We start from the raw sequence: 20,594 nt of genomic DNA, 5'->3' as shown, positions 1-20,594 counted from the left end.
GCACAAGGTCTGTCATTCTGTCAGGCACAAATGGAAGAGTTTGCGCATCTTCGCGCAAATGCACGCTAGGATGACCAGCATGCTTCTACGGGAACGACAAGACAGCATCCTGTCCGCGCTGCGCGCCGACGGAGCTGCATCGGTGCGGGACCTCGCGCGCAGCCTCCAAGTGAGCGAGTCCACCATCAGGCGGGACCTCGAGATTCTCGACGGCAATGGCGAGCTCACGCGCACATACGGCGGGGCGGTCCTGCGTCCGCGGAGCACCGTCGAAGACGGGGAGCCAGGCGACGAGGGAGCGTACGCTCCGGAGGCCGACCTTCACCTCAAGACAGCCATCGCCGACGCCGCGGCCGCGATGGTGCGCGATGGTCAGGTGATTCTGCTCGACATCGGCACGACGACGCCGCTCATCGCCAGGCGACTCAAAGGGCGCGACATCACGGTGATCACGTCCAGCATCGCCGTGTTCGACGAGCTGCGCGACGACAACGCGGTCCGTCTCGTCCTTCTCGGTGGCGTCGTGCGGCGCAACTATCGCTCCCTGGTCGGCTCGCTCGCCGAACTTGCTCTCAGCCAGGTGAGCGCCGACATTCTCTTCCTCAGCTGTACCGGCGTTCGTGCGAACGGGCACGTCGTCGACAACATGGCCGTCGAGGCTCCGATCAAGCAGGGCATGATCGCATCCAGCGATCGGGTCGTTCTTCTCGCGAGCGAGGCCAAATTCCCCGGTTCTGGTGCGCTCCGCCTGTGTTCGGTCGCCGATGTCGACGTCCTGATCACCACTGAGAACGCCCCGGAAGAAACCCTTGAACTGTGCCGGCACGCCGGCGGAGAGGTGATCGTCGCATGAAGTTGTGCATTCTCGGCGGAGGCGGATTCCGCACCCCGTACATCTATCAAGCCCTCCTGCATGATGCGGGGGATCCGCGTGTAGACGAGGTGACGCTGTACGACGTCGACGAGGCACGCCTCGGCACGATGACCCAGATCCTCAGCGAGTTCGCCGAAGGCGTCGCCGACGCGCCGACGGTCACCGCAACCACCGACTTGCGAGCGGCCGTCGCCGGCAGCGATTTCATCTTCGCCGCCATCCGCGTCGGAGGGCTCGAGGGTCGCAGATGCGACGAGCACGTGGCACTCGACCGCGGCGTGCTCGGACAGGAGACCACGGGGCCGGGCGGCCTCGCGTACGCCCTCAGGACGCTCCCGGTGATGCTCGAGGTCGCGCGAGTGGTCAAGGAGCTCGCTCCCAACGCTTTCGTGCTCAACTTCACCAATCCGGCAGGAATCATCACCGAAGCCATGCAGGCCGAGCTGGGCGATCGCGTCCTCGGCATCTGCGACACTCCGTCCGGCCTCGGCCGCCGCGCGGCCAGTCTGCTCGGCCTCGACCACACCCGCGTCCAGCTGGACTATGTCGGCCTCAACCACCTCGGCTGGCTCCGTGGTCTGCACTACGACGGCACCGACCGTCTGCCGGAGCTCCTGGGGGACTCCGCACTGCTCGCCGGCCTGGAGGAAGGTCAGGTGTTCGGCACCGAATGGATCCGCGCTCTCGGCGTCATCCCCAACGAGTACCTCTACTACTACTACTTCACCAGGGACGCCGTGAACGCGATCCAGGCGTCTGGCAAGACTAGAGGCGACTTTCTCGCCGTCAGTCAGGCGGAATTCTACGAGAAGGCCAAGGGGCTGGACTCCGGTCGTGCCGAACTCTGGCGTGCGACGGTCGATCGACGTAGTGCCAGCTACATGGCCGAAGCGACAGGGGGCACTCAGGATGCGCCGATCACGGAGAAGCAGCACGAGCCCGATCCTTCTCATCAGGGCTACGCGGGAGTCGCACTCGGCGTGATGAACGCGATCGCTCGTAATGAGCGGCAGACGATGATCCTGAATGTGCGCAACGGAGGGGCCATCCCGGGGTTGCCGGTCGATGCTGTGGTCGAACTGCCGACGATGGTCGACGCAAACGGTGTGCACCCGATCGTCGCGAGCCCGCCGACGCTGCACCAGATCGGACTGATGTCCCAGATCAAGCAGGTGGAGCGCGGCATCATCGCGGCTGCATCGAGCGGCTCGCGCGAGGAGGCCGTCACGGCCTTCGCCCTGCACCCTCTGGTAGACAGTGTCACAGTTGCGCGGCAGCTCGTCGACGGCTACATCGCGGGGATCCCCGAAGTCGCGGCAGTCCTCCACCGATGACACGGGGGCTCTCGCTGCGGCTCGAGGTCTTCGACGACGCCGAAGCTGCGGGCGCGGCGGCGGCGGAAGCCGTCGCCGCCGCGCTCAGCAGCGCGACGCGTCCGGTTCTCGGCGTCGCCACCGGCTCGTCGCCCGAGCCCCTGTATCGGCACCTGGCGCGAACAGTGACACCTGGCGTATTCTCCGATCTCGAGGTCTTTGCTCTTGACGAGTACGTGGGCATCGACCCAGCGCATCCGGAGAGCTACCACAGTGTCGTGGACAGAACCGTGAGCGTCCCGCTCGGACTCGACGCCGCTCGCGTGCATGTGCCGGACGGCTCCGCGCCCGATCCGCACGCGGCGGCTGCACGGTATGAGCGCGCCATCGTCGCCGCCGGCGGGATTGATGTGCAGATCCTGGGCATCGGCGGCAATGGTCATCTCGGATTCAACGAGCCAGGCTCTCCGTTCGACTCGGAAACGCGCGTCGTTCAACTCGCTGCCGAGACGAGGAACGCCAACGCGCGCTTCTTCCCCAAGGAAGATGACGTGCCGACGCACGCTATCACGCAGGGACTCGCTACGATCGCCGCTGCGCGCTCTCTCGTGGTCATCGCCACCGGGGAGGCGAAGGCGGCTGCGGTCCTCGCCATGTCGACCGGCGAGATCTCGGTCGACTGTCCTGCCACTCTCCTGCGCACGCACCCTCGCGCAGCCGTCTTCCTCGACCGCGCCGCCGCGCGGCTCATCCCGTCGTTCGAGGCGCCAGATCTATCGGAACGCATGGTCATGGAGTTCCACCCCTGAGGACTCACCGCGGCTGGTGCCGCTCCAGGAAGTCGTACACCTCGCTCGCATCCACCCCGGGGAACGTCCCCGTCGGCAGCGCCGCCAGCAGCGACGTCGGGGTGCGCGCCGCCGGCCAGGACTGCCCCTCCCACTTCTCCGACAGTGCGGACGGAGGGCGGCGGCAGCAGGTCTCGTCCGGGCAGCGCGACACCGCACGGTGGCTCGTGTCGCGGCCGCGGAACCACTTCACGTGCTCGAAGGGGACGCCGACGCTCACCGAGTAGTCGCCCTCCTTCGCCTTCTCGATGCGGGAGGTGCACCAGAATGTTCCGCGCGGCGTGTCGGTGTACTGGTAGTACGGGCTGAATCGGTCCGGCACGTCGAACACCGTGCGCGCCGTCCAGCTGCGGCAGACCGGGGTGCCCTCGATCGCTCCGAGGGCGTCGGAGGGGAAGGACACCGAGTCGTTCTCGTACGCCTTGATGATCGTGCCGGACTCGTGCACCTTCATGAAGTGGACGGGGATGCCGAGGCGGGCGGTCGCGAGGTTGGTGAAGCGGTGGCTGGCGGTCTCGTATGAGACAGCGAACGCATCCCGCAGGTCCTCCATCGAGATGCGCCGGAAGTTCTTGGCCTCGGTGAGAAAGGCGACCGCATCCCGCTCCGGCAGAAGGAGCGCCGCCGTGAGGTAGTTGGTCTCGATGCGCTGCCGGAGAAATTCCGCGTAGTTTCCGGGCTCGTCGTGCTCCAGGAGCTGGGAGGCGAAGGCCTGCAGGATGGGCGAGCGGGAGTCCCGGGAGGCCGACTGCTCGGTGGGCAGGTAGATGCGGCCGTTGCGCTTGTCGGTGACGGAGCGGGTGGAGTGCGGCAGGTCGCCCACATAGTGCAGGGAGAAGCCGAGGTGGTCGGCCATCTCCGTGACCGTCTGGTGCGAGACCGGTCCTCCCGAGTGGCCGGCGACGGAGAGCAGGTCGGCGGCGATGGTCTCCAGGTCGGCGAAGTAGTTGTCTCTCGCCCTCATGGATGCGCGCAGCTCGGCGTTCGCGCGGCGCGCCTCCTCGGGGGTCGCCGCGCGCTCGCGGTGCAGCCGCTCGACCTCCTGGTGGAGAGCGAGGACCGCTTGCAGCGTGGCATCCGGGACCGTCTTGCCCACGCGCATCGGCTGGATTCCGAGGGCGGAGAACACCGAACCGCGTTGTGCGCGCTCGACCGCGATCTCCAGGGCGGAACGCTCGTCTGGCGGCTCAGGGTCGAGGAGATCGTCGACGCTCACCTCCAGCGCTGAGGCGATGGCGCGCAGCAGCGCCAGCCGGGGTTCCCTGTTGCCGTTCTCGATGGTCGACACCTGCGACGGGGCGCGGTCGATGGCCGCGGCGAGCGCTTCGAGCGTCATCCCCTGCCGGATGCGGAACGCCCGCACCCGGCGACCGAGCGTGAGCGCATCCGCGCCCGCCTGGTCGGTGTTCACATCGTCGGCGATGGTCATGCAGGCCATGCTGACACTCCACCGAAGTTCTGGCAAACAGAAGAACGGCCGAACTTCTGTCCATCGATTCTGCTCGCGGGCTGTGCGACGGGCACACACTCGACACAACGCACCACCGAACGACGCACCACAGACCACGACCGATGGAGGTCCAGATGAGCATCCACGACAGCACCGGCGCAGCGCGACCGGGCGACACCAGCCAGACCGCGGACGAGCTCCGGCTGGAATGGGATGGGGACCCGCGCTGGTCCGGCATCCGCCGCGATTACACGGCCGAGGACGTCGTGGCCCTCCGCGGTCCCGTCCGGGAGGAGCAGACGCTCGCTCGCCGAGGTGCCGAACGGCTCTGGGAACTCATCCAGCGCGACGGAACAGGCCAGGATGCGCAGTGGATCGCCGCCCTCGGCGCACTGACCGGCAACCAGGCGGTGCAGCAGGTGCGCGCCGGTCTGGAGGCCATCTACCTGTCCGGCTGGCAGGTCGCGGCGGACGCCAACCTGTCCGGTCAGACGTACCCGGACCAGAGCCTCTACCCGGCGAACTCCGTTCCCGCGGTCGTGCGCCGCATCAACAACGCGCTGCTCCGCGCCGGCCAGATCGAGGGGACGGGCGGCACCGTCTCCGACTGGATGGCGCCGATCGTCGCCGACGCAGAGGCCGGGTTCGGTGGACCGCTCAACGCCTACGAGCTGATGCACGGGATGATCCAGGCGGGCGCGGCCGGCGTTCACTGGGAGGACCAGCTCGCCAGCGAGAAGAAGTGCGGGCACATGGGAGGCAAGGTGCTCATCCCGACCGGTCAGCACATCCGGACGCTCAACGCCGCCCGCCTCGCCGCCGACGTCGCCGGGGTGCCGACCATCGTGATCGCCCGCACCGACTCGCTCGCCGCCACGCTGCTGACCAGCGACCACGACGAGCGCGACCGGCCGTTCCTCACCGGAACGCGCACCGCCGAGGGTTTCTACGAGGTGACGAACGGCATCGAACCCGTGATCGCCCGCGGTCTGGCGTACGCGCCGTACGCCGACCTGCTCTGGGTGGAGTCGGCCGAGCCTGACCTGGAGCTCGCACGCCGGTTCGCCGAGGCCGTGCACGCGGAGTTCCCCGGCAAGAAGCTGGCGTACAACTGCTCGCCGTCCTTCAACTGGCGCAAGCACCTCGACGACGACACCATCGCCCGGTTCCAGCGCGAGCTCGCCTCGTACGGCTACGCCTTCCAGTTCATCACCCTCGCGGGCTTCCACGCCCTCAACTACTCGATGTTCACGCTCGCCAAGGACTACGCGTCCCGCAACATGAGCGCATACGTCGACCTGCAGGAGGCCGAATTCGCCTCCGAGCCAGCCGGATACACGGCCACCCGCCACCAGCGGGAGGTCGGCACCGGATACTTCGACCGCATCGCGACGGCGCTCAACCCCGACAGTGCCACCCTCGCCCTCGTCGGCTCCACCGAGCAGCACCAGTTCTAAGGACAGAATCATGATCGACATCACCGGTCCTGCCGTTCCAGGCACCGACCACATCCTCACCCAGGAGGCGATCGCCTTCATCGACCACCTGCACCAGGCGTTCGCGGGGCGGCGCCAGGAGCTCCTCGCCGAACGGCAGCAGCGCAGAGCTCTAGTCGGCAACGGCCGCGACCCGAAGTTCCTGAGCACCACGGCCTCGGTCCGCGAAGACCCGACCTGGCGCGTCGCGGGAGCCGGCCCCGGCCTCACCGACCGCCGCGTCGAGATCACTGGACCCACCGACCCGAAGATGGCGATCAACGCCCTCAACTCGGGGGCACGGGTGTGGCTGGCCGACCTGGAGGACGCCACGAGCCCCACCTGGGAGAACATCGTCGGCGGCCAGCGCACCCTGCAACGCGCTGTGCGAGGCGAGCTCTCGTTCACCAGCGCCGACGGCAAGGACTACCGGGTCACCACGCCGCAGGAGTTCACGCCCACCGTCGTCATGCGGCCGCGCGGCTGGCACCTCGTGGAGAAGCACCTCAGCTTCACCGACCGGTCGGGTCGCACCGCCCCGGCGAGCGCATCCCTCGTCGACTTAGGGCTGTACTTCTGGCACAACGCCGCCGAACTGGTCGCGTCCGGCCGCGGGCCGTACTTCTACCTGCCCAAGCTGGAGTCGCACCTGGAGGCGCGGCTGTGGAACGACATCTTCGTGTTCGCGCAGCAGCGCATCGGGATGCCCGTCGGCACGGTCAGGGCCACGGTCCTGATCGAGACCATCCCCGCCGCCTTCGAGATGGAGGAGATCCTGTACGAGCTGCGGGACCACTGCGCTGGCCTCAACGCCGGACGCTGGGACTACATCTTCTCGATCATCAAGACGTTCGAGGGCAGAGGGAAGCGGTTCGCGTTCGGCGACCGCAGCGGCATCACGATGACCGTTCCGTTCATGCGCGCATACACAGAGCTGCTGGTCGCGACCTGCCACAAGCGGGGAGCGCACGCCATCGGCGGGATGAGCGCCTTCATCCCGAATCGCCGCGACCCTGAGGCGACGCAGAACGCACTCGCGAAGGTCGCGGAGGACAAGCGCAGGGAGGCCGGCGACGGCTTCGACGGCACCTGGGTCGCGCATCCCGACCTGATCCCGACGGCGCTCGCCGAGTTCGACGCCGTTCTCGGCGACCGGCCGAACCAGGTCGGCAGACTCCGAGACGACGTCGAGGTGACGGAGCGCGACCTGCTCGACATCACTTCGGCGGCCGGCGAGGTCACCGACGCCGGCGTGCGCTCGAACGTCTCCGTCGCGCTCCGCTACATCGAGGCCTGGCTGCGCGGCACGGGAGCGGTCGCCATCGACGGGCTGATGGAGGACGCGGCGACCGCCGAGATCTCCCGCTCCCTGCTGCGCCAGTGGATCGACAACCGCGTGGTCACCTCGGAGGGCGCGGAGGTCACGCGCGAACGCGTCGCCGCGCTCATCGACGAGGAGACGCGCCGGCGCTCGGCCGGCGCCGGAGGAGACTCCGACCGCTTCGCGGACGCGGCCGAACTCCTCCACGAGGTCTGCCTCGCGGAGGAGTTCCCGACGTTCCTGACGATCCCGGCGTACGCCAGGTTCCTGGTCGAGGCGGGCGACAGGGTGGATGCGCTGGAGCTGGCGGGCTAGCTCGTCCGCGCTGGGGCGTCAGCGCGCGGGACGCGGCGGCGGGACATCGGTCCCGCCGTTCGCGGTCTCCGGCCCGCCGACGTCGATGCGCGGCTCGCTGTGGCGCGGTTCGCGGCGCTCGCCATCCGCCACCTGCTCCGTGCGCTCAGCGGGCGCCGCGCGCTCCGCCGACCGGTCCGTGCGCACATCCGGGTCGACCTGGTCGGCCCTGGTCAGCTTCTCGTCCACCGATGCGCGGGCATCGCGGGCCTCGGAGGCGTGGGCCTCTGCCTCCCTGCGCCTGCGCTCGGCCTCGACCTCGGCTTCCTTGGCGTCGGCCTCTGCGCGGGAGGCCTTCGCCTCACGTTCCCGTGCGGCGAGGTCGTCGTCGCGCGCTGCGACGCGAAGCTCCTCCGCCTTGTGCCGGTCGGCGTCGAGCTTGCGCCTGCGCCCTGCTGTCATCGCGATCACGACAATGATCGCGATCACCACCACCACGACCACGATCAGGATGATCCATCCGGTTGCGTTCATGTCCGGTCATCGTACGCGCACGGCTGCGGTGCGCCAGGGGGCGTCGGGATGCGCTCCGATCAGCGGAGCCGTTGGGCGAGGTGCGCCGCGAGCTGATCGCCGATGTCGACGCTCTCCGGGTCGTACAGCCACTGCAGTTGCAGGCCGTCCCACAGCGCGATGAGCCAGACGGCCTCGCTCTCTGGGTCCAGTCCCTCCGTCAGGTGGCCGTCGTCGGCAGCGCGTGCGAACAGCTCCGCGAAGCGCGCGATGCCGAGCTCGAATCTCCGCCCGAAGTACGCGTGCGCAGGGTGGGCAGGCGCTGCCGCCTCCGCGGAGAGCACGGAGTACAGCTCGATCAGTCCCGGCTCGCGGCGGGTGTCGTCGCGTGCCTTCTCCGGGAGGTCGAGGAGCAGCGTGTACGCGTCGGCCGTTGCGAAATCCAGGCCGAGCTGTTCGTCGCGCGACGAGTCGCGATGGGCGATCACCGCGGTGAGCAGGTCTTCCTTGGTCGAGAAGTGGTGCAGCAGCGTCGACTTGCCGATGCCGGCCCGCTCCGCGATCTCCCGGACGCTCGTCGCGTGGAACCCTCTGGCGGCGAACAGCGCTGATGCGTCAGCGATGATCCGCGCGCGCCTCGCTCTGCCCGGTGCGTATCCGGTGTCGTTCGCCCAGCTCTCGCCGTCCGGTCGAGGCGGTCGGGCGCCTGCGGCAGGTTCCATGGCGGCCATCCCCCTCAGCCGGCGGATGTGGGCGTCGACCATCGTGGGCACATCCACCCGTTCGGGGAGATAGAGGGAGACGAGCTGGAGGCCGTCCCACGCCGCAGCGAGCCGCACCGCTTCGCCGGCCACGTCGGTGCCTGCCGGGAGCACGCCGTCATCCAGCGCTGCCTGGAACTGTGCCGTCGAGAGCGCGCGGAGCTCGCGGTGGCGTTCGCGGAAACGCTGGTGCGCCGGGTGCCCTGACCGCGTCGCCTCTCCGGCAAGCGTCGTGAAGAGCGCGGTGTATCCGGGGGTGTCCGCGTTGTGCGCGGCGAGTTCCGTGTAGAGGTCGAGGCCGACACCGTTCGCCTCGACCCACGCCCGGTTCTGCCGCTCCAGGTCGTCGACCACCGCGTCGAGGATCTCGTCCTTCGAGGCGAAGTGCCGCAGCACGCCGGGATGCGACAGCCCGGCGGCCGTGGCGATGTCGCGCAGGGAGACGGCGCCGAAGCCGCGATCGACGAAGAGGGCCGCCGCCGCATCCAGGATCGCCGCCCGCGTCTGCTGCGCTGCCTCTGAACGCGCGACGGGCGCAGCGGCGTCCTGTGTCGCGACCTCGCCCATCCCGTGCTCCCCTCGACCGGTCGGAGACCATCCTCTCACACGCCGGTTACCAAGCGGACAGGTTTCAGTTACCAGTCGGTCTAATTTGATGTATGCTCATCCGCGAGCCGACGAAGGCTCAGGTTCACCGAAAGGAACACCATGACAGAGTCGTCCACGGCAGCAGAGCTGCAGCCGGGTGCGCTTCCCGAAACTCTCCTGGCCGATCCGGCTCTCTCCTCGGCCGCGAAGGCGCCCCGCGGGTACATCGCCGGACTCGCCATCTCGAACTTCGGCCTCTACCTCGCCCTCCTCACCCCCGTGATGGTCTCGCTCGCCTTCAAGGTCGAGCACATCACCTCCTCTCCGGCAGAGGCGACCAGCCAGCTGGGGATGATCATGGGCGTCGGCGCCCTGTTCGCCCTGGTCTGCAACCCGCTCGTCGGCCGCCTGTCCGATCGCACCGCCTCCCGGTTCGGGATGCGCCGCCCATGGATGCTCGGCGGCGTGCTCGTGGGACTGGCCGCGTTCGTGCTCATCGGCGTCGCAACGAGCACCTGGATCGTGCTGATCGCCTGGTGCATCGTGCAGGCGTCGCTGAACGGCGTGCTCGCCGCCTCCACAGCGACCGTCCCCGATCAGGTCCCTGTCAACGGTCGTGGCAAGGTCTCCGGCATCGTCGGGCTGACGACCCCGCTCGGCATCCTCGGCGGAAGCTTCCTGGTGAACTTCCTGGCGGACGACGTCAGCCGGTTCGTGGTGCCCGCGGTGATCGCTGTGGTGCTGGTGTTGGTGTTCGTCTTCACCCTGAAGGACCGCGTGCTCGCCCAGAGGCCGGCGGAGCGCTACGGCGTCAAGGACTTCTTCGGCTCGTTCGTCTTCAACCCGGTGAAGCACAAGGACTTCGGCTGGACCTGGCTCACCAAGTTCCTCATCTTCTTCGGCTACGCCGGCATCGCGACCTTCCTGCCGTTCTACCTCACGGAGAAGTTCCACCTGAGCGAGGCGGACGCCATCGGAACCATCCTCCTGGCCAACCTCGCCTCGATGCTCGCCATGGCCGTCTCCGGTCCGCTCGGCGGCATCCTCTCCGACAGGGTGGGCAAGCGCCGCCCGTTCGTGACCGCTGCCGGCCTGATCATGGTGGTCGGCCTGGTCGTGCTCGCCTTCGCTCCGAGCATCGGGATCGTGGTGGTCGCGCAGGCGATCATCGGCTTCGGCGCCGGCTCGTTCCTCTCGGTCGACACCGCTCTGGCCACCCAGGTGCTGCCCAACCCGGCCGACACCGCCAAGGACCTCGGGGTGCTGAACATCGCCAACGCCCTTCCGCAGTCGGTCGCCCCGGCGATCGCCCCCGCCGTGATCGCGTTCGGCGCGACCACCGCGCTCGGCGGATACACCCTCTGGTATCTCTTCGGTGCGCTCGTCGCGCTGTCGGGTGCCGTGCTCGTCTACAAGATCAAGGGAGTCAAGTAACAATGACCGACACCGCACACAGCACCGACACCGCGGAAGGCACCGACACCGCAGCCGGCGTCGACCCGACCTATCGCGACGCATCGCTCCCCATCGAGGAGCGCGTCGAGAACCTGCTGGGCCAGATGACCCTGGAGGAGAAGGCCGGTCTGTTCTTCCAGACCATGATCACCATGAGTCAGGACGGCGAGCTCGCGCCGGCCGACCCGGTGTTCGGGCTGCCGTCCAACGAGGAGTACGTCATCGGGAAGGGCATGACGCACTTCAACGTGCTCGGCTCGGCGCCGACCGCCGAGTTGATGGCCGAGTGGCACAACAGGCTGCAGGAGCTCGCCGCGGGAACCCGCCTCGGCATCCCTGTGACCATCTCCAGCGACCCGCGGCACTCGTTCAGCGACAACCCTCTCGCGGGGATGATGGCCGGGCCGTTCTCGAGCTGGCCGGAGACGATCGGTCTCGCGGCCATCAGGGACGAAGCGCTCGTGGAGCGGTTCGGCGACATCGCGCGCCAGGAATATGCCGCTGTCGGCATCCGTGTGGCTCTGCACCCGCAGATCGACCTCGCGACGGAGCCGCGCTGGGGCAGGCAGGTCGCGACGTTCGGCGAGGACGCCGACCTCACCTCGCGACTGGGGGCCGCATACATCCGCGGCTTCCAGGGCGCTGAGCTCGGACCGGACTCCGTCGCGACGATGACCAAGCACTTCCCTGGCGGCGGCCCGCAGCTGGACGGCGAGGACGCCCACTTCGCGTACGGTCGCGAGCAGGTCTACCCCGGCGGCCAGTTCGAGCTGCACCTCAAGCCGTTCGAGGCGGCGTTCGAGGCCGGCACCAGCCAGATCATGCCGTATTACGGGATGCCCGTCGGCACCGAGCACGAGGAGGTCGGCTTCGGCTTCAACAAGTCCGTGATCACCGGTCTGCTGCGCGAGCGCTACGGCTTCGACGGCATCGTCTGCACCGACTGGGGTCTGATCTCGGACTCCGAGATCATGGGGCAGCCGTTCCCCGCCCGCGCCTGGGGCGTCGAGCACCTCTCGCCGCGCGAGCGGATGCGGAAGATCCTGGATGCCGGTGCCGACCAGTTCGGCGGGGAGGCCATCCCGGAGCTCCTCCTCGACCTGGTGCGCAGCGGCGAGGTGAGCGAGCAGCGACTCGATGTCTCGGCGCGTCGCCTGCTGCGCGAGAAGTTCCGGCTCGGCCTGTTCGACCGGCCCATGGTCGACGCGAAGAAGGCCGCCGCGCTGGTGGGCTCCGAGGAGTTCCGCGCGGCGGGCGAGGCGGCGCAGCGCTCCTCGATCACCGTGCTGACGAACACGGCGGGGGAGTCCGGAGCGCCTGTCCTGCCGCTCGCGACCGGCCTGCGGCTCTATGTCGAGGGGATCGACCATGCCGTCGCCGCCGAGTACGGCACCGTCGTCGCCTCCCCGGTGGATGCGGACATCGCCATCGTCAGGACGCATGCCCCGTTCGAGGTCAGGGCGACGACGTTCGAGAACTTCTTCCACCAGGGCTCGCTCGACTTCACGGAAGAGGCCGTCAGCCACCTCCGCGAGATCGCGGCGACCGTGCCGACCATCGTCGCCGTCCACCTCGACCGCCCGGCGATCCTCACGCCGATCGTCGACGCTCCCGCCGCGATCGTCGCCGACTACGGCGCGAACGCGAGGGCACTCCTCGACGTGCTCACCGGTGCCGCACAGCCGCTCGGCAAGCTGCCGTTCGACCTTCCGTCGAGCATGGCCGCCGTCGAGGCCAGCCGCGAGGACGTCCCCTTCGACACGAAGGACCCGCTGTTCCGCTTCGGGCACGGACTGTCGTACTGACGCGACACCACGGAAACGCACCAGCGGCGACGGCTCGGAAGAGTCGTCGCCGCTGGTGCGTCCTGAGCTACTTGCGGAAGGTGTCCTTCACGTCTTCGACGGTGTTCTTCGCCTTCGCCGCCGCCTGGTCGGCCTTGCCCTCCGCGACCTTGCTGTCGTCGTCGGTCAGTTTGCCGATCGCTTCCTCCGCCTTGCCTTTCAGGTCCTGAGCGGTGTTCTTGATCTTGTCTGCTGCACTCATGCTGTTCCTCCTCTGTGTGATGGTCACGACGACCGGGCGGTCGTCGTGCTCGTGTCGACTCTGATGGGCGAATGGATCCGCGAGCGGAATCCTCCGGTGAGCTGGGCGTAGACGATCGGACGGGCGCCCAGCGCGCCCTCGAGCCGGACGACGGCGTCGTCGATGGCATCGACGACGGTGCGCGGGGCTGCACCCCTGCGGCAATTGACGGTGAGTTTCAGGGTCGGCTGTCGACGCACCCGGTATGCGCTGACCGTCAGGGTCGCCACCCCTGGCACATCGGCGAGACGCTCCGCGAGCAGAGCGGCCGGGATGGCGGTGTCGATCGAGATCTCGCCGTCGTCGCTGCGCGCACGCAGCACCGTGCCTGTCGACCCTCCGCCCCGCCGAGACGCGAACGCGATCAGGAGGACCACGAGCACGAGAGCGACGACGAGCGCGATCACGGCGGCGAGGCTGAGCGTCGTGCCCGCCCACAGCGGCCGGCCGAACACGTCGTCGGCCCACGAGGTCACCGTGCCGCCCGTGCTTCGCCAGATGGTGCGCGCGTTCGGATCGACGAGCATCCAGACGATGGATGCGCCGATCGCGAGCGAGACCAGCCCGGCGATCGCGAGGACTGTGCGATTGAGAGCGCGGTTGGTGTTGTTCACGATCCGACCCTTCCTTCCGGCGAGACGAGCACAGCGACGCGGATCGGGTGTGCAGGACCAGCGAGTCCGAAGGCGTCCACGACGGCGCTGCGCACCGCCTCGCGGTCGACGCGGCTCCCGGAGACGGGGACGATTCGGACCGTGGCCGCACGCCGTCCGAGGGACACGGACACCGCGTCGGCGGCCACCCCGGCCGTGCGTGCCGCGACGCGGGCGAGTGCCGACGCGACCATGTCGTCATCGGCCACCACGATGGCGTTGTCCGCCGCGAGCCGTCGTCGTGCCCGACGGCCGGGGAGTATCGCGAGGCAGACCAGGAGGACGCCGATCAGCGCGGCGAGCGCGGCGATGCCGAGCTGCAGCGCCACCGGGGCGTCCGGCAGCGCGGTCACCGCCGTGAGCATCGTTCTGGGTGAGACGAGCAGCGGTCGCAGTCCGAGGAGGAACAGGACCGACTCTGTCGCGACCCAGGCGATCACCACAACCAGGACCACCGCAGTGATCACGGCGGCCGTCGACCGCGGCGAGTGGGTCTCGCGGCGCACGATCCGCGCATCCACGGCACCGATCGAACCTGCTGCGCTCATCGCACTCTCTTCTCCGTGATGACGGCGCCGGTGGCGCGGACGTCGACGCGTGTGACCTCCAGGCCGGTGAGTTCCGCCAACCGTGCGCGGGTGTCGGCTGCGGCGTCCGCGAGGCGGACGGTCAGGCCGGTGCCCGCCCCGATGCCTGTGCCGTCGCGCAACGGCGGCATCGCCACGGGTGACTGGATGCGCACGGCGATGGCGCCGGCGGAGTCGACGACGCGCGCCGCCGTGTCGGCGATCCGCACGCCGAGCGCCTCTGCGGCGACGGCCCTGGCGAGGCGTTCCAGCGCGCGTGGCGCGATGCGGTCGCGCCCCGCGGTCATGAGGAGGAGCGGCGGCCGCGCAGCGCGTCGGTCAGACGTGCCACGTCGATGTCGCCACTGACCAGCCGCGCGACGAAGTACCCGACGAGCATGGCTGCTGCCACCCCGACGAACACCCAGAAGCCGAAGGCGGCCCAGACGACGGCGAGAGCGCCGCCGACCAGGACGCCGAACTTGGCGGAGGTCACTGGACTCGCGCCTCCTGCTGCTCGTCGTCATCGTCCGACGGCACGTGCACGTCGTTGATGGTCACGTTGACCTCTGTCACCTGGAGTCCGACGATCTGTTCGATCGCCTGCGTGATCGCCGCGCGCACGTCGGCCGCGACCTTCTGCAGCGACACCGGGTACTCGGCGACGATGGTCACGTCGGTGGCGACCTGCGTCTCGCCCACCTCGACGCTGATGCCCTGGCCGAGGTCGGTGTTGTTCATCGCGTCGCGAAGTGCTCCGAGCGCGCGGGCCGCTCCACCGCCGAGGGCGTACACCCCCGGCACCTCACGAGCAGCGATGCCCGCGACCTTCGCCACGACCGCGTCGTTGATGACGGTCTTGCCCTGCGCCGCTCCGATGTTCGATACGGCGGTGGTCGTTGTGTTCGCCATGCGTGGTCCTTCCGTCTGCTGCAGGGATCTCCCGCTGCGGTCACTGCTGTGACTCGTGCTCCTGGGACGGGAGGCCGCGCCCGTTCGTCACGCTTTCGGTACAGAAAACTCCGAAAATCTTTCCTGGCGTACTGTTCGCCTGTCTAACATGATGCGTGCGGCCGTTCAAGAGCGGCCGTCGAAGCGAGGGGGTGCCGTGCCGAGGACAACCGTGTCCGACCTGTGGGACGCGGCCGACGACACCCTCGCCGGCCGCGCCGCGGACGGCGACACGGTCGCGTTCGAGGTGCTGGTGCGCCGCCACGGCCCGCTGATGCGCGCGTACGCGGCCAGGATGCTCGGCTCGACGTACGAGTCGGACGACGTGGTGCAGGAGACGTTCGTCACGGCCTGGCGTCGGCTGGGTGAACTGCAGGAGGGCGCTGCCGTCCGGAGCTGGCTGATGCGCATCCTGAGCAGACGGTGCATCGACAGGATCCGCGCGCGCCACGAGCACGACGATGTGACAGAGCTGGATGCGCCGACACCTGACCGCGAGGAGCCGAGCAGGGTCGCGGAGGCGCGCACCGCTACCGAAGCCCTCGGCCGGGCGCTGGACCGGTTGCCGCCGTTGCAGAAGAGATGCTGGGTGCTGCGCGAGGTCGGACAGTACAGTTACGACGACATAGCGCGTGAGCTCGACGTCCCCGTGTCGACCGTGCGCGGACAGCTGGCCCGTGGCCGCAGGAAGCTGCTCGACGAAATGGAGGAATGGCGATGACCGATCCGCTGCTCCCCGCCGACGAGCTGATCGACGGGCACACTCTCGACGAGCTGAGCGACTACCTGGCGGCAGGTCGCACGCCGGCCGATCCCGCGATCGACGATTCTCCCGAGTGCCGTGCGGCGCTGACGGCGCTGGAACGTCTCGGCCGAGCCACGAGAGACCTCCTCGACGAGGAGGCCGCGGCTGCTCCGGCGGACGACGACTGGGTCGGCCGCATCCTCACGGGCATCCGGCTGGATGTGCAGTCCGGTCGCCGCATCCCCATCGTCCATCCGGATCCCGCCGCCGATCTGGCCCTGACCGAGGGCGCCGTGCGCGCCCTCGTCCGCAGCGTCGGCGACGGCATCGACGGAGTGCTCGTCGGACGGTGCAGGCTGGACGGCGACGTGGAAACGCCTGGGGCGCCGATCGCGGTCCACCTGGAGATCTCGGTGCGCTACGGCGCATCCATGGCGAACGCAGCCGACGAGGTGCGCGCGGCCGTCATCGGCGAGCTCGGCAGGCATGCCGAGCTGACCATCGCCTCCGTGGATGTGGTCGTCACCGACGTGCGCGAGTCGCGGACGGGAAAGGACGGACGATGAGCGAGACGCGCGCGGCGGACGACGCCTCCGTCGAGGGGTCGACGGCCGCTCTGGCCTCCAGCATCCTCGCCGTCCCCGGCGTCGACACGCTCTACCCGGCCGCCAGCCCGCTCGGCCAGGTGGCCACCGCGATCGGGTCTGCTCTCACGACGGGAGCGGTGCAGCAGGAGGACGTGCTGGTTGCGGGGGACCGCATCCGCATCCGGATCGGAGTGGACGGTATGGAGCCTGCCGCGGAGGTGTGCCGCCGCGTCTACGACGTCGCGAGCGCGTGGGCGGCGTCGTCCGGGCGCGCCGGCGCGGTCATCGACGTCACGGCGGCGACGATCGGGGCGTGACCGAACTAATCGCAGAATTTATTCTGCAGAATCAATTCTGCGATTAGACTCTCTCGCATGAGCACCCTCCCCGGCTGGATCGACCCCGCCAGTGACGACGTCCTCACGCCGAACGCGCTGCGCGGCCTCGCGAACCCCATCCGGTTGCAGCTGCTCGACCTGCTGCAGGCGGACGGCCCGGCGACCGCCACCGGGTTGGGGGAGCGGCTGGGGTTGTCCACCGGGGTGCTCAGCTACCACCTGCGGGTGCTCGCCGAGCACGGGTTCATCGTCGAGGACAGCGAGCGGGGCACGGGCAGAGACCGGTGGTGGAAGGCGGCGAAACGGTCGACGTCGTTCACCTTCCGGATGCCGGAGGACGCGGACGGCCACGACACGGCCGGCGCGACCGAGCAGGCCGCGCAGTTCCTCCGCCTGGTCGCCGAGCAGTCGCACCGCCGCACCATCGCCTTCATCGACTCGGTGGCCGGTCAGGTCGATGAGCTCGCCGAGTCGCCCTGGACGGTGACCGACCTGCCGCTCCGGCTCACGCCGGACGAGGCGCGTGCGCTGCGCAGTGAGGTGCAGGAGCTGCTCGTGCGCTACCGGCGCGATCCCGCCACCCCGGATGCGCCTGGCACCGTGCGCGCTCATGTCGCGTTCCAGCTCGTGCCTGAGAGCCAGCGGGCGGAATGATGCCCTCCGGCGCTGGGCGGGACGACGGGGCGGACAGGCCGCAGCGTCGGCGGACGCTCGCGCTGCACGGACTGGTCGGCGCCTGCTTCGCCTCGGGGCTGGGCACCGCGATGGCCGCGGTGGCCGTTCCCTGGCTGGTGCTGGAGCTGACGGGCAGCGCCGTCCTGACGGGGGTCGTCGGGTTCGCGCAGCTGGCGCCGTACGTGCTCCTCCAGGCGACCGCCGGTCCGCTCGTCGACCGTGCCGGTCTGCGCCGCTCCATGCTGGTGGGCAACACGATCGCCGCGGTCGCGATCGGGGTCGCGGCAGCCGTCGTCGCGTTCCACGCCGCCGGTCCGCGCGCCGGTGCCTCCGCCAGTGCCTCCGCCGGGTTCTGGCCGCTCGCGGTCCTGGTCGCGGTGTCGGGGGCGGCGCGGGGCCTTGCGGATGCTGCGACCGCCCCGCTCCTCCCTGTCGTCGCCGAGGCGGCGCGGATGCCGATCGAGCGCGCGACGGGCGTGTACGCGGCAGGTAGCCGCGGTGCGCTCCTGGTCGGCATGCCGCTCGGCGGTGCGCTCGTCGCCCTCGTCGGAGCCGGCGGCGTGCTCGTTGTCGATGCGCTGGCGTTCTGCGTCGCCGTCGTCATCGTCGCGTCTGTGGTCCCTGCGGTCGCAGGGAAGCCGGAAGAGGCGACCGGTTCGCTCGGGCTGCGCGATTACGCGCATCAACTCGCCGAGGGGATGCGGTTCCTCCGCACCGACCGGCTGCTGCTGGGGATCGTCGCGATGGTCGCAGTCACCAACCTGCTGGATGAGGCGCTCACCTCGGTGCTCCTGCCGGTCTGGGCCAGCGACCGCGGCCACGGCTCGGCGACGTTCGGGCTGATCGGCGGTGCGCTCGGGCTGGGCGCCCTGATCGGCGTGATGCTCGGAGCGTGGCTCGGACCCCGGCTGCCGCGCTGGGCCACATACGCGAGCTGCACCGTCCTGTCCGGCGCTCCACCGTTCTTCGCGCTCGCCGCCTGGTCGTCCGTCCCCGCTGTCCTGGCCGTGGCGGTGGTGTGCGGCGCACTCGGCGGCGTCCTGAACCCGATCGTGGGCGCTGTGCAGTTCGAACGCATCCCGCCCAGGATGCGCGCCCGCGTCCTCGGTGCTGTCAAGGCGAGCGCTTGGGTCGGCATCCCGTTCGGCTCGCTGGTCGGCGGAGCGCTCGCCGCCGCCGTCGGCCTCACCGCCGCCCTGCTGCTGACCGGCGCGGCGATGCTCCTGATGACCCTCGCACCGTTCGTCTTCCCCGCCTGGCGCGGTCTCGACAGGACGCCGCCGCCGGCACTCGCAAGTTCGTAGCCGTATCGCGAAACCGCGGGCGCTCCGCGCGAGCGGGCGAGAGTTCAGTTGGCGATCACCCGTGCCCGGCCGGCGAGGCAGCCGAACGCGGCGAACACGGCGAGCAGTCCGACGAAGATCGCGAGCACAGGTGTCCACCAGCCCGTCGCGTCGTGCAACACGCCGGCGGCGATCGGACCGGCGGCCGCGAGTCATAGCCGACGGACTGCGCCATTCCGGAGAGCGCGGCGGCCTGGTCGTGGTGCCGGGTGCGCAGGCCCAAGAACGAGAGCGTCCCGGTGCGTTATGGGAGCGCCTTCGCGCTCCTCGAAGTGCCTGCTCGCGACCTTTTCCTGCGGCTCACGTTACCGATGGGTGCCGATGGGGTCTTAAGCCCGTGGGCACAACTTGTGCCTATTCTTCCCATATCTTGGAGTGTCGGTTTGTTAGGTAGAAAATCAGGACGTGTTGAGGCGGGTGGTAGGCGTCGACCGTGGCGGTCCGCCGCGATGGTGGTGACTGGTAGCACCTTGGCCGCGGCGTTGGTCTCAGGTATGCCGACGCTTCCCTCGGCTTCAGCTGCCGCTTCGCCAGTGCCATTTAACGTTCCATTTGTCTCGCAGAGCAATAGCTTGATTGCGGATACACAGTTGTGGGCGTCGCCCCCCGATGGCGCGCAGTTCAGCCCTATCGGTGTACCGCAGCTGTCCTACTCGGCTCTGGGCGGGTGGAGCGGCGACGGATACCTTTACGGAATTCAGGGAGCTGCGGGCCAGAACCGCGGAGGCTTGGTTCGCATCGGCGCAGACGGGGTTGCCGAGCCGCTGGGCGTCCTTCCAGGGATGTGGCAGGGACCTGGCGGACTTCCCACGACGAACGAGTACGCGATCGGTGGTGCGTTCGGCGCCGGCGTCGACGAGGATCGCTTCTTCGTCCTGACTGACGATATCTACGCCCCGGACACCACTCACATCGTTGCCATTGACTTCTCGAACGGTCAGCCGACGGTGGTCAGTAACGTTAGTAGTGCCTACGTTGGCGCGGACTTCGTATATATGGACGGCTATCTCTGGTCGACAGGCGCCTACACCATCAATCGTATGGATCCGTATACGGGAGTTCAGACCCGGTTCGCGTTTCCGGACGGTTTCTTTGGAGACCAGGTTTTTAGAACTGATCGCGGCATGTGGAACTATGCAAATGGAGACATTGCATCGCTGGTGCAGCGCGCTGCGGACGATACGAATGGATTGACGGTGCGATTCCGTGTGAGCGACCCGAATTCGGACTCGCCAACATTCTCGCTTGTGGCCCGAACTCCAGGCGGTCCGACCTCTAACAGCGGAAATGGCGCGATAATCCTGCCGCGGGCTGCGGATGAAGTCAGCGTAGATTTGAGCGTCGCCAAGACGGGGACGCCGCTGGTTGCAGCGGGCGGATTGATCGACTACGCGGTGACAGTCACGAATGAGAGTGGTGAAGACTCGTCGGGTTCGACGATTCAGGACGTGCTGCCAGCAGGAGTGAGCGTAACCCAGCTGCCTGCCAACTGTTCGGCCGTTTCTGGGGCGCTGGCGTGCAATGTGGCGCCGATCGCCGCTGGTGGATCGCAGGTGGTGCGGTATCAGGTGAGGGCTCCTTCGCCGACGACGGCCACGGTCCTGACGAATTACGTTCAAGTTGCTGGCAACGAGGTCGATCCGATTGCTTCGAATAACAGCGCCACCTCTGACACCACCGTGCAAGCGCTGAATGCGGACGTGAATGCGAATGCGGCGGCGTCGGCTGCGGCGGATGCGAACGGGAACCCGGCTGCTCA

Annotated in this window: 22 protein-coding genes; 13 read left to right on the top strand and 9 right to left on the bottom strand. The window is 68.9% G+C overall.

Going from position 1 to position 20,594, the window contains the following annotated elements; genetic code table 11:
- Positions 1 to 79 precede the first annotated feature (79 nt).
- From ACIRCZ_RS08395 to ACIRCZ_RS08385, 3 genes are read left to right on the top strand one after another with little or no spacing between them, the layout of a single operon-like run.
- A complete protein-coding gene (locus tag ACIRCZ_RS08395) occupies positions 80 to 853 on the top strand; it encodes a DeoR/GlpR family DNA-binding transcription regulator (RefSeq protein WP_402851777.1) in 774 nt (257 codons plus the stop codon).
- Positions 850 to 2,208 carry a 6-phospho-beta-glucosidase gene (locus tag ACIRCZ_RS08390; protein ID WP_402851774.1) on the top strand — a complete coding sequence of 453 codons (1,359 nt, stop codon included), beginning with the start codon at positions 850 to 852 and terminating at the stop codon, positions 2,206 to 2,208. The genes ACIRCZ_RS08395 and ACIRCZ_RS08390 overlap by 4 nt, the downstream gene beginning before the upstream one ends.
- A complete protein-coding gene (locus ACIRCZ_RS08385) occupies positions 2,205 to 2,996 on the top strand; it encodes a glucosamine-6-phosphate deaminase (RefSeq protein ID WP_402851771.1) in 792 nt (263 codons plus the stop codon). Before ACIRCZ_RS08390 ends, ACIRCZ_RS08385 begins: the two co-directional genes overlap by 4 nt.
- 4 nt (positions 2,997 to 3,000) lie before the next feature.
- Here the strand turns inward: ACIRCZ_RS08385 and ACIRCZ_RS08380 are convergent, their stop codons facing one another.
- On the bottom strand, positions 3,001 to 4,473 hold the full coding sequence (locus tag ACIRCZ_RS08380; RefSeq protein WP_402851768.1) for a helix-turn-helix domain-containing protein: 1,473 nt from the start codon (positions 4,471 to 4,473) through the stop codon (positions 3,001 to 3,003).
- Positions 4,474 to 4,619: 146 nt separating this feature from the next.
- Between ACIRCZ_RS08380 and aceA the strand changes: the two genes are divergently transcribed.
- Together aceA and aceB are read left to right on the top strand one after the other, a co-directional pair.
- Positions 4,620 to 5,942: an isocitrate lyase gene (gene aceA, locus ACIRCZ_RS08375; RefSeq protein WP_402851765.1), complete on the top strand. Its 1,323-nt coding sequence runs from the start codon at positions 4,620 to 4,622 to the stop codon at positions 5,940 to 5,942.
- Positions 5,943 to 5,952: 10 nt separating this feature from the next.
- The gene (gene aceB, locus ACIRCZ_RS08370; protein ID WP_402851762.1) at positions 5,953 to 7,596 is read left to right on the top strand and encodes a malate synthase A; all 1,644 of its coding nucleotides are present in this window, start codon (positions 5,953 to 5,955) and stop codon (positions 7,594 to 7,596) included.
- 18 nt (positions 7,597 to 7,614) lie between these two features.
- On the opposite strand, the gene ACIRCZ_RS08365 is transcribed toward aceB, so the two are convergent.
- Together ACIRCZ_RS08365 and ACIRCZ_RS08360 are read right to left on the bottom strand one after the other, a co-directional pair.
- Positions 7,615 to 8,109: a hypothetical protein gene (locus ACIRCZ_RS08365; RefSeq protein ID WP_402851759.1), complete on the bottom strand. Its 495-nt coding sequence runs from the start codon at positions 8,107 to 8,109 to the stop codon at positions 7,615 to 7,617.
- 59 nt (positions 8,110 to 8,168) lie between these two features.
- Positions 8,169 to 9,416: a TetR/AcrR family transcriptional regulator gene (locus ACIRCZ_RS08360; RefSeq protein WP_402851756.1), complete on the bottom strand. Its 1,248-nt coding sequence runs from the start codon at positions 9,414 to 9,416 to the stop codon at positions 8,169 to 8,171.
- A 141-nt stretch (positions 9,417 to 9,557) separates the two neighbouring features.
- Here ACIRCZ_RS08360 and ACIRCZ_RS08355 point away from each other — a divergent pair, with 141 nt between their 5' ends.
- Both ACIRCZ_RS08355 and ACIRCZ_RS08350 read left to right on the top strand, forming a co-directional pair.
- Positions 9,558 to 10,871, top strand: a complete 1,314-nt coding sequence (locus ACIRCZ_RS08355) for an MFS transporter (RefSeq protein WP_402851754.1) — start codon at positions 9,558 to 9,560, stop codon at positions 10,869 to 10,871.
- 2 nt (positions 10,872 to 10,873) lie between these two features.
- The gene (locus ACIRCZ_RS08350) at positions 10,874 to 12,697 is read left to right on the top strand and encodes a glycoside hydrolase family 3 protein (RefSeq protein WP_402851751.1); all 1,824 of its coding nucleotides are present in this window, start codon (positions 10,874 to 10,876) and stop codon (positions 12,695 to 12,697) included.
- Positions 12,698 to 12,764: 67 nt separating this feature from the next.
- Here ACIRCZ_RS08350 and ACIRCZ_RS08345 read toward each other — a convergent pair whose 3' ends face one another.
- Genes ACIRCZ_RS08345 through ACIRCZ_RS08320 form a run of 6 tightly spaced genes read right to left on the bottom strand, consistent with a single transcriptional unit; the run spans position 12,765 to position 15,108 of the window.
- The gene (locus ACIRCZ_RS08345; protein WP_055898732.1) at positions 12,765 to 12,938 is read right to left on the bottom strand and encodes a CsbD family protein; all 174 of its coding nucleotides are present in this window, start codon (positions 12,936 to 12,938) and stop codon (positions 12,765 to 12,767) included.
- A gap of 23 nt (positions 12,939 to 12,961) precedes the next feature.
- Complete coding sequence (locus tag ACIRCZ_RS08340; protein WP_402851747.1) at positions 12,962 to 13,591, bottom strand: hypothetical protein; 630 nt, start codon at positions 13,589 to 13,591, stop codon at positions 12,962 to 12,964.
- A complete protein-coding gene (locus ACIRCZ_RS08335) occupies positions 13,588 to 14,178 on the bottom strand; it encodes a DUF6286 domain-containing protein (RefSeq protein ID WP_402851745.1) in 591 nt (196 codons plus the stop codon). The genes ACIRCZ_RS08340 and ACIRCZ_RS08335 overlap by 4 nt, the downstream gene beginning before the upstream one ends.
- Positions 14,175 to 14,504, bottom strand: coding sequence for a hypothetical protein (locus ACIRCZ_RS08330; RefSeq protein WP_402851742.1), 330 nt, complete (start codon positions 14,502 to 14,504; stop codon positions 14,175 to 14,177). The genes ACIRCZ_RS08335 and ACIRCZ_RS08330 overlap by 4 nt, the downstream gene beginning before the upstream one ends.
- Positions 14,501 to 14,692: a hypothetical protein gene (locus ACIRCZ_RS08325; protein WP_055898743.1), complete on the bottom strand. Its 192-nt coding sequence runs from the start codon at positions 14,690 to 14,692 to the stop codon at positions 14,501 to 14,503. Before ACIRCZ_RS08325 ends, ACIRCZ_RS08330 begins: the two co-directional genes overlap by 4 nt.
- Positions 14,689 to 15,108: an Asp23/Gls24 family envelope stress response protein gene (locus ACIRCZ_RS08320; protein WP_402851739.1), complete on the bottom strand. Its 420-nt coding sequence runs from the start codon at positions 15,106 to 15,108 to the stop codon at positions 14,689 to 14,691. The genes ACIRCZ_RS08325 and ACIRCZ_RS08320 overlap by 4 nt, the downstream gene beginning before the upstream one ends.
- 196 nt (positions 15,109 to 15,304) lie before the next feature.
- On the opposite strand from ACIRCZ_RS08320, the gene ACIRCZ_RS08315 reads away from it, so the two are divergent.
- The 6 genes from ACIRCZ_RS08315 to ACIRCZ_RS08290 all read left to right on the top strand — a co-directional run.
- On the top strand, positions 15,305 to 15,868 hold the full coding sequence (locus tag ACIRCZ_RS08315) for an RNA polymerase sigma factor (RefSeq protein WP_055898749.1): 564 nt from the start codon (positions 15,305 to 15,307) through the stop codon (positions 15,866 to 15,868).
- Positions 15,865 to 16,458: a hypothetical protein gene (locus tag ACIRCZ_RS08310; protein WP_402851736.1), complete on the top strand. Its 594-nt coding sequence runs from the start codon at positions 15,865 to 15,867 to the stop codon at positions 16,456 to 16,458. The genes ACIRCZ_RS08315 and ACIRCZ_RS08310 overlap by 4 nt, the downstream gene beginning before the upstream one ends.
- Positions 16,455 to 16,796, top strand: a complete 342-nt coding sequence (locus tag ACIRCZ_RS08305) for a hypothetical protein (RefSeq protein ID WP_055898752.1) — start codon at positions 16,455 to 16,457, stop codon at positions 16,794 to 16,796. Before ACIRCZ_RS08310 ends, ACIRCZ_RS08305 begins: the two co-directional genes overlap by 4 nt.
- Positions 16,797 to 16,853: 57 nt before the next feature.
- A complete protein-coding gene (locus ACIRCZ_RS08300; RefSeq protein ID WP_402851732.1) occupies positions 16,854 to 17,471 on the top strand; it encodes a helix-turn-helix domain-containing protein in 618 nt (205 codons plus the stop codon).
- A complete protein-coding gene (locus tag ACIRCZ_RS08295) occupies positions 17,468 to 18,796 on the top strand; it encodes an MFS transporter (protein ID WP_402851729.1) in 1,329 nt (442 codons plus the stop codon). Before ACIRCZ_RS08300 ends, ACIRCZ_RS08295 begins: the two co-directional genes overlap by 4 nt.
- 572 nt (positions 18,797 to 19,368) lie before the next feature.
- A partial coding sequence (locus tag ACIRCZ_RS08290; RefSeq protein ID WP_402851726.1) for a DUF11 domain-containing protein occupies positions 19,369 to 20,594 on the top strand: 1,226 nt, incomplete at its 3' end.

It is taken from the genome of Leifsonia sp. NPDC102414 (assembly GCF_044765685.1).
In the GTDB taxonomy this organism is placed as follows: domain Bacteria; phylum Actinomycetota; class Actinomycetes; order Actinomycetales; family Microbacteriaceae; genus Leifsonia.
Note: the sequence above shows the minus strand (reverse complement) of the source record. Positions and strands in the feature narration are given on the sequence as shown.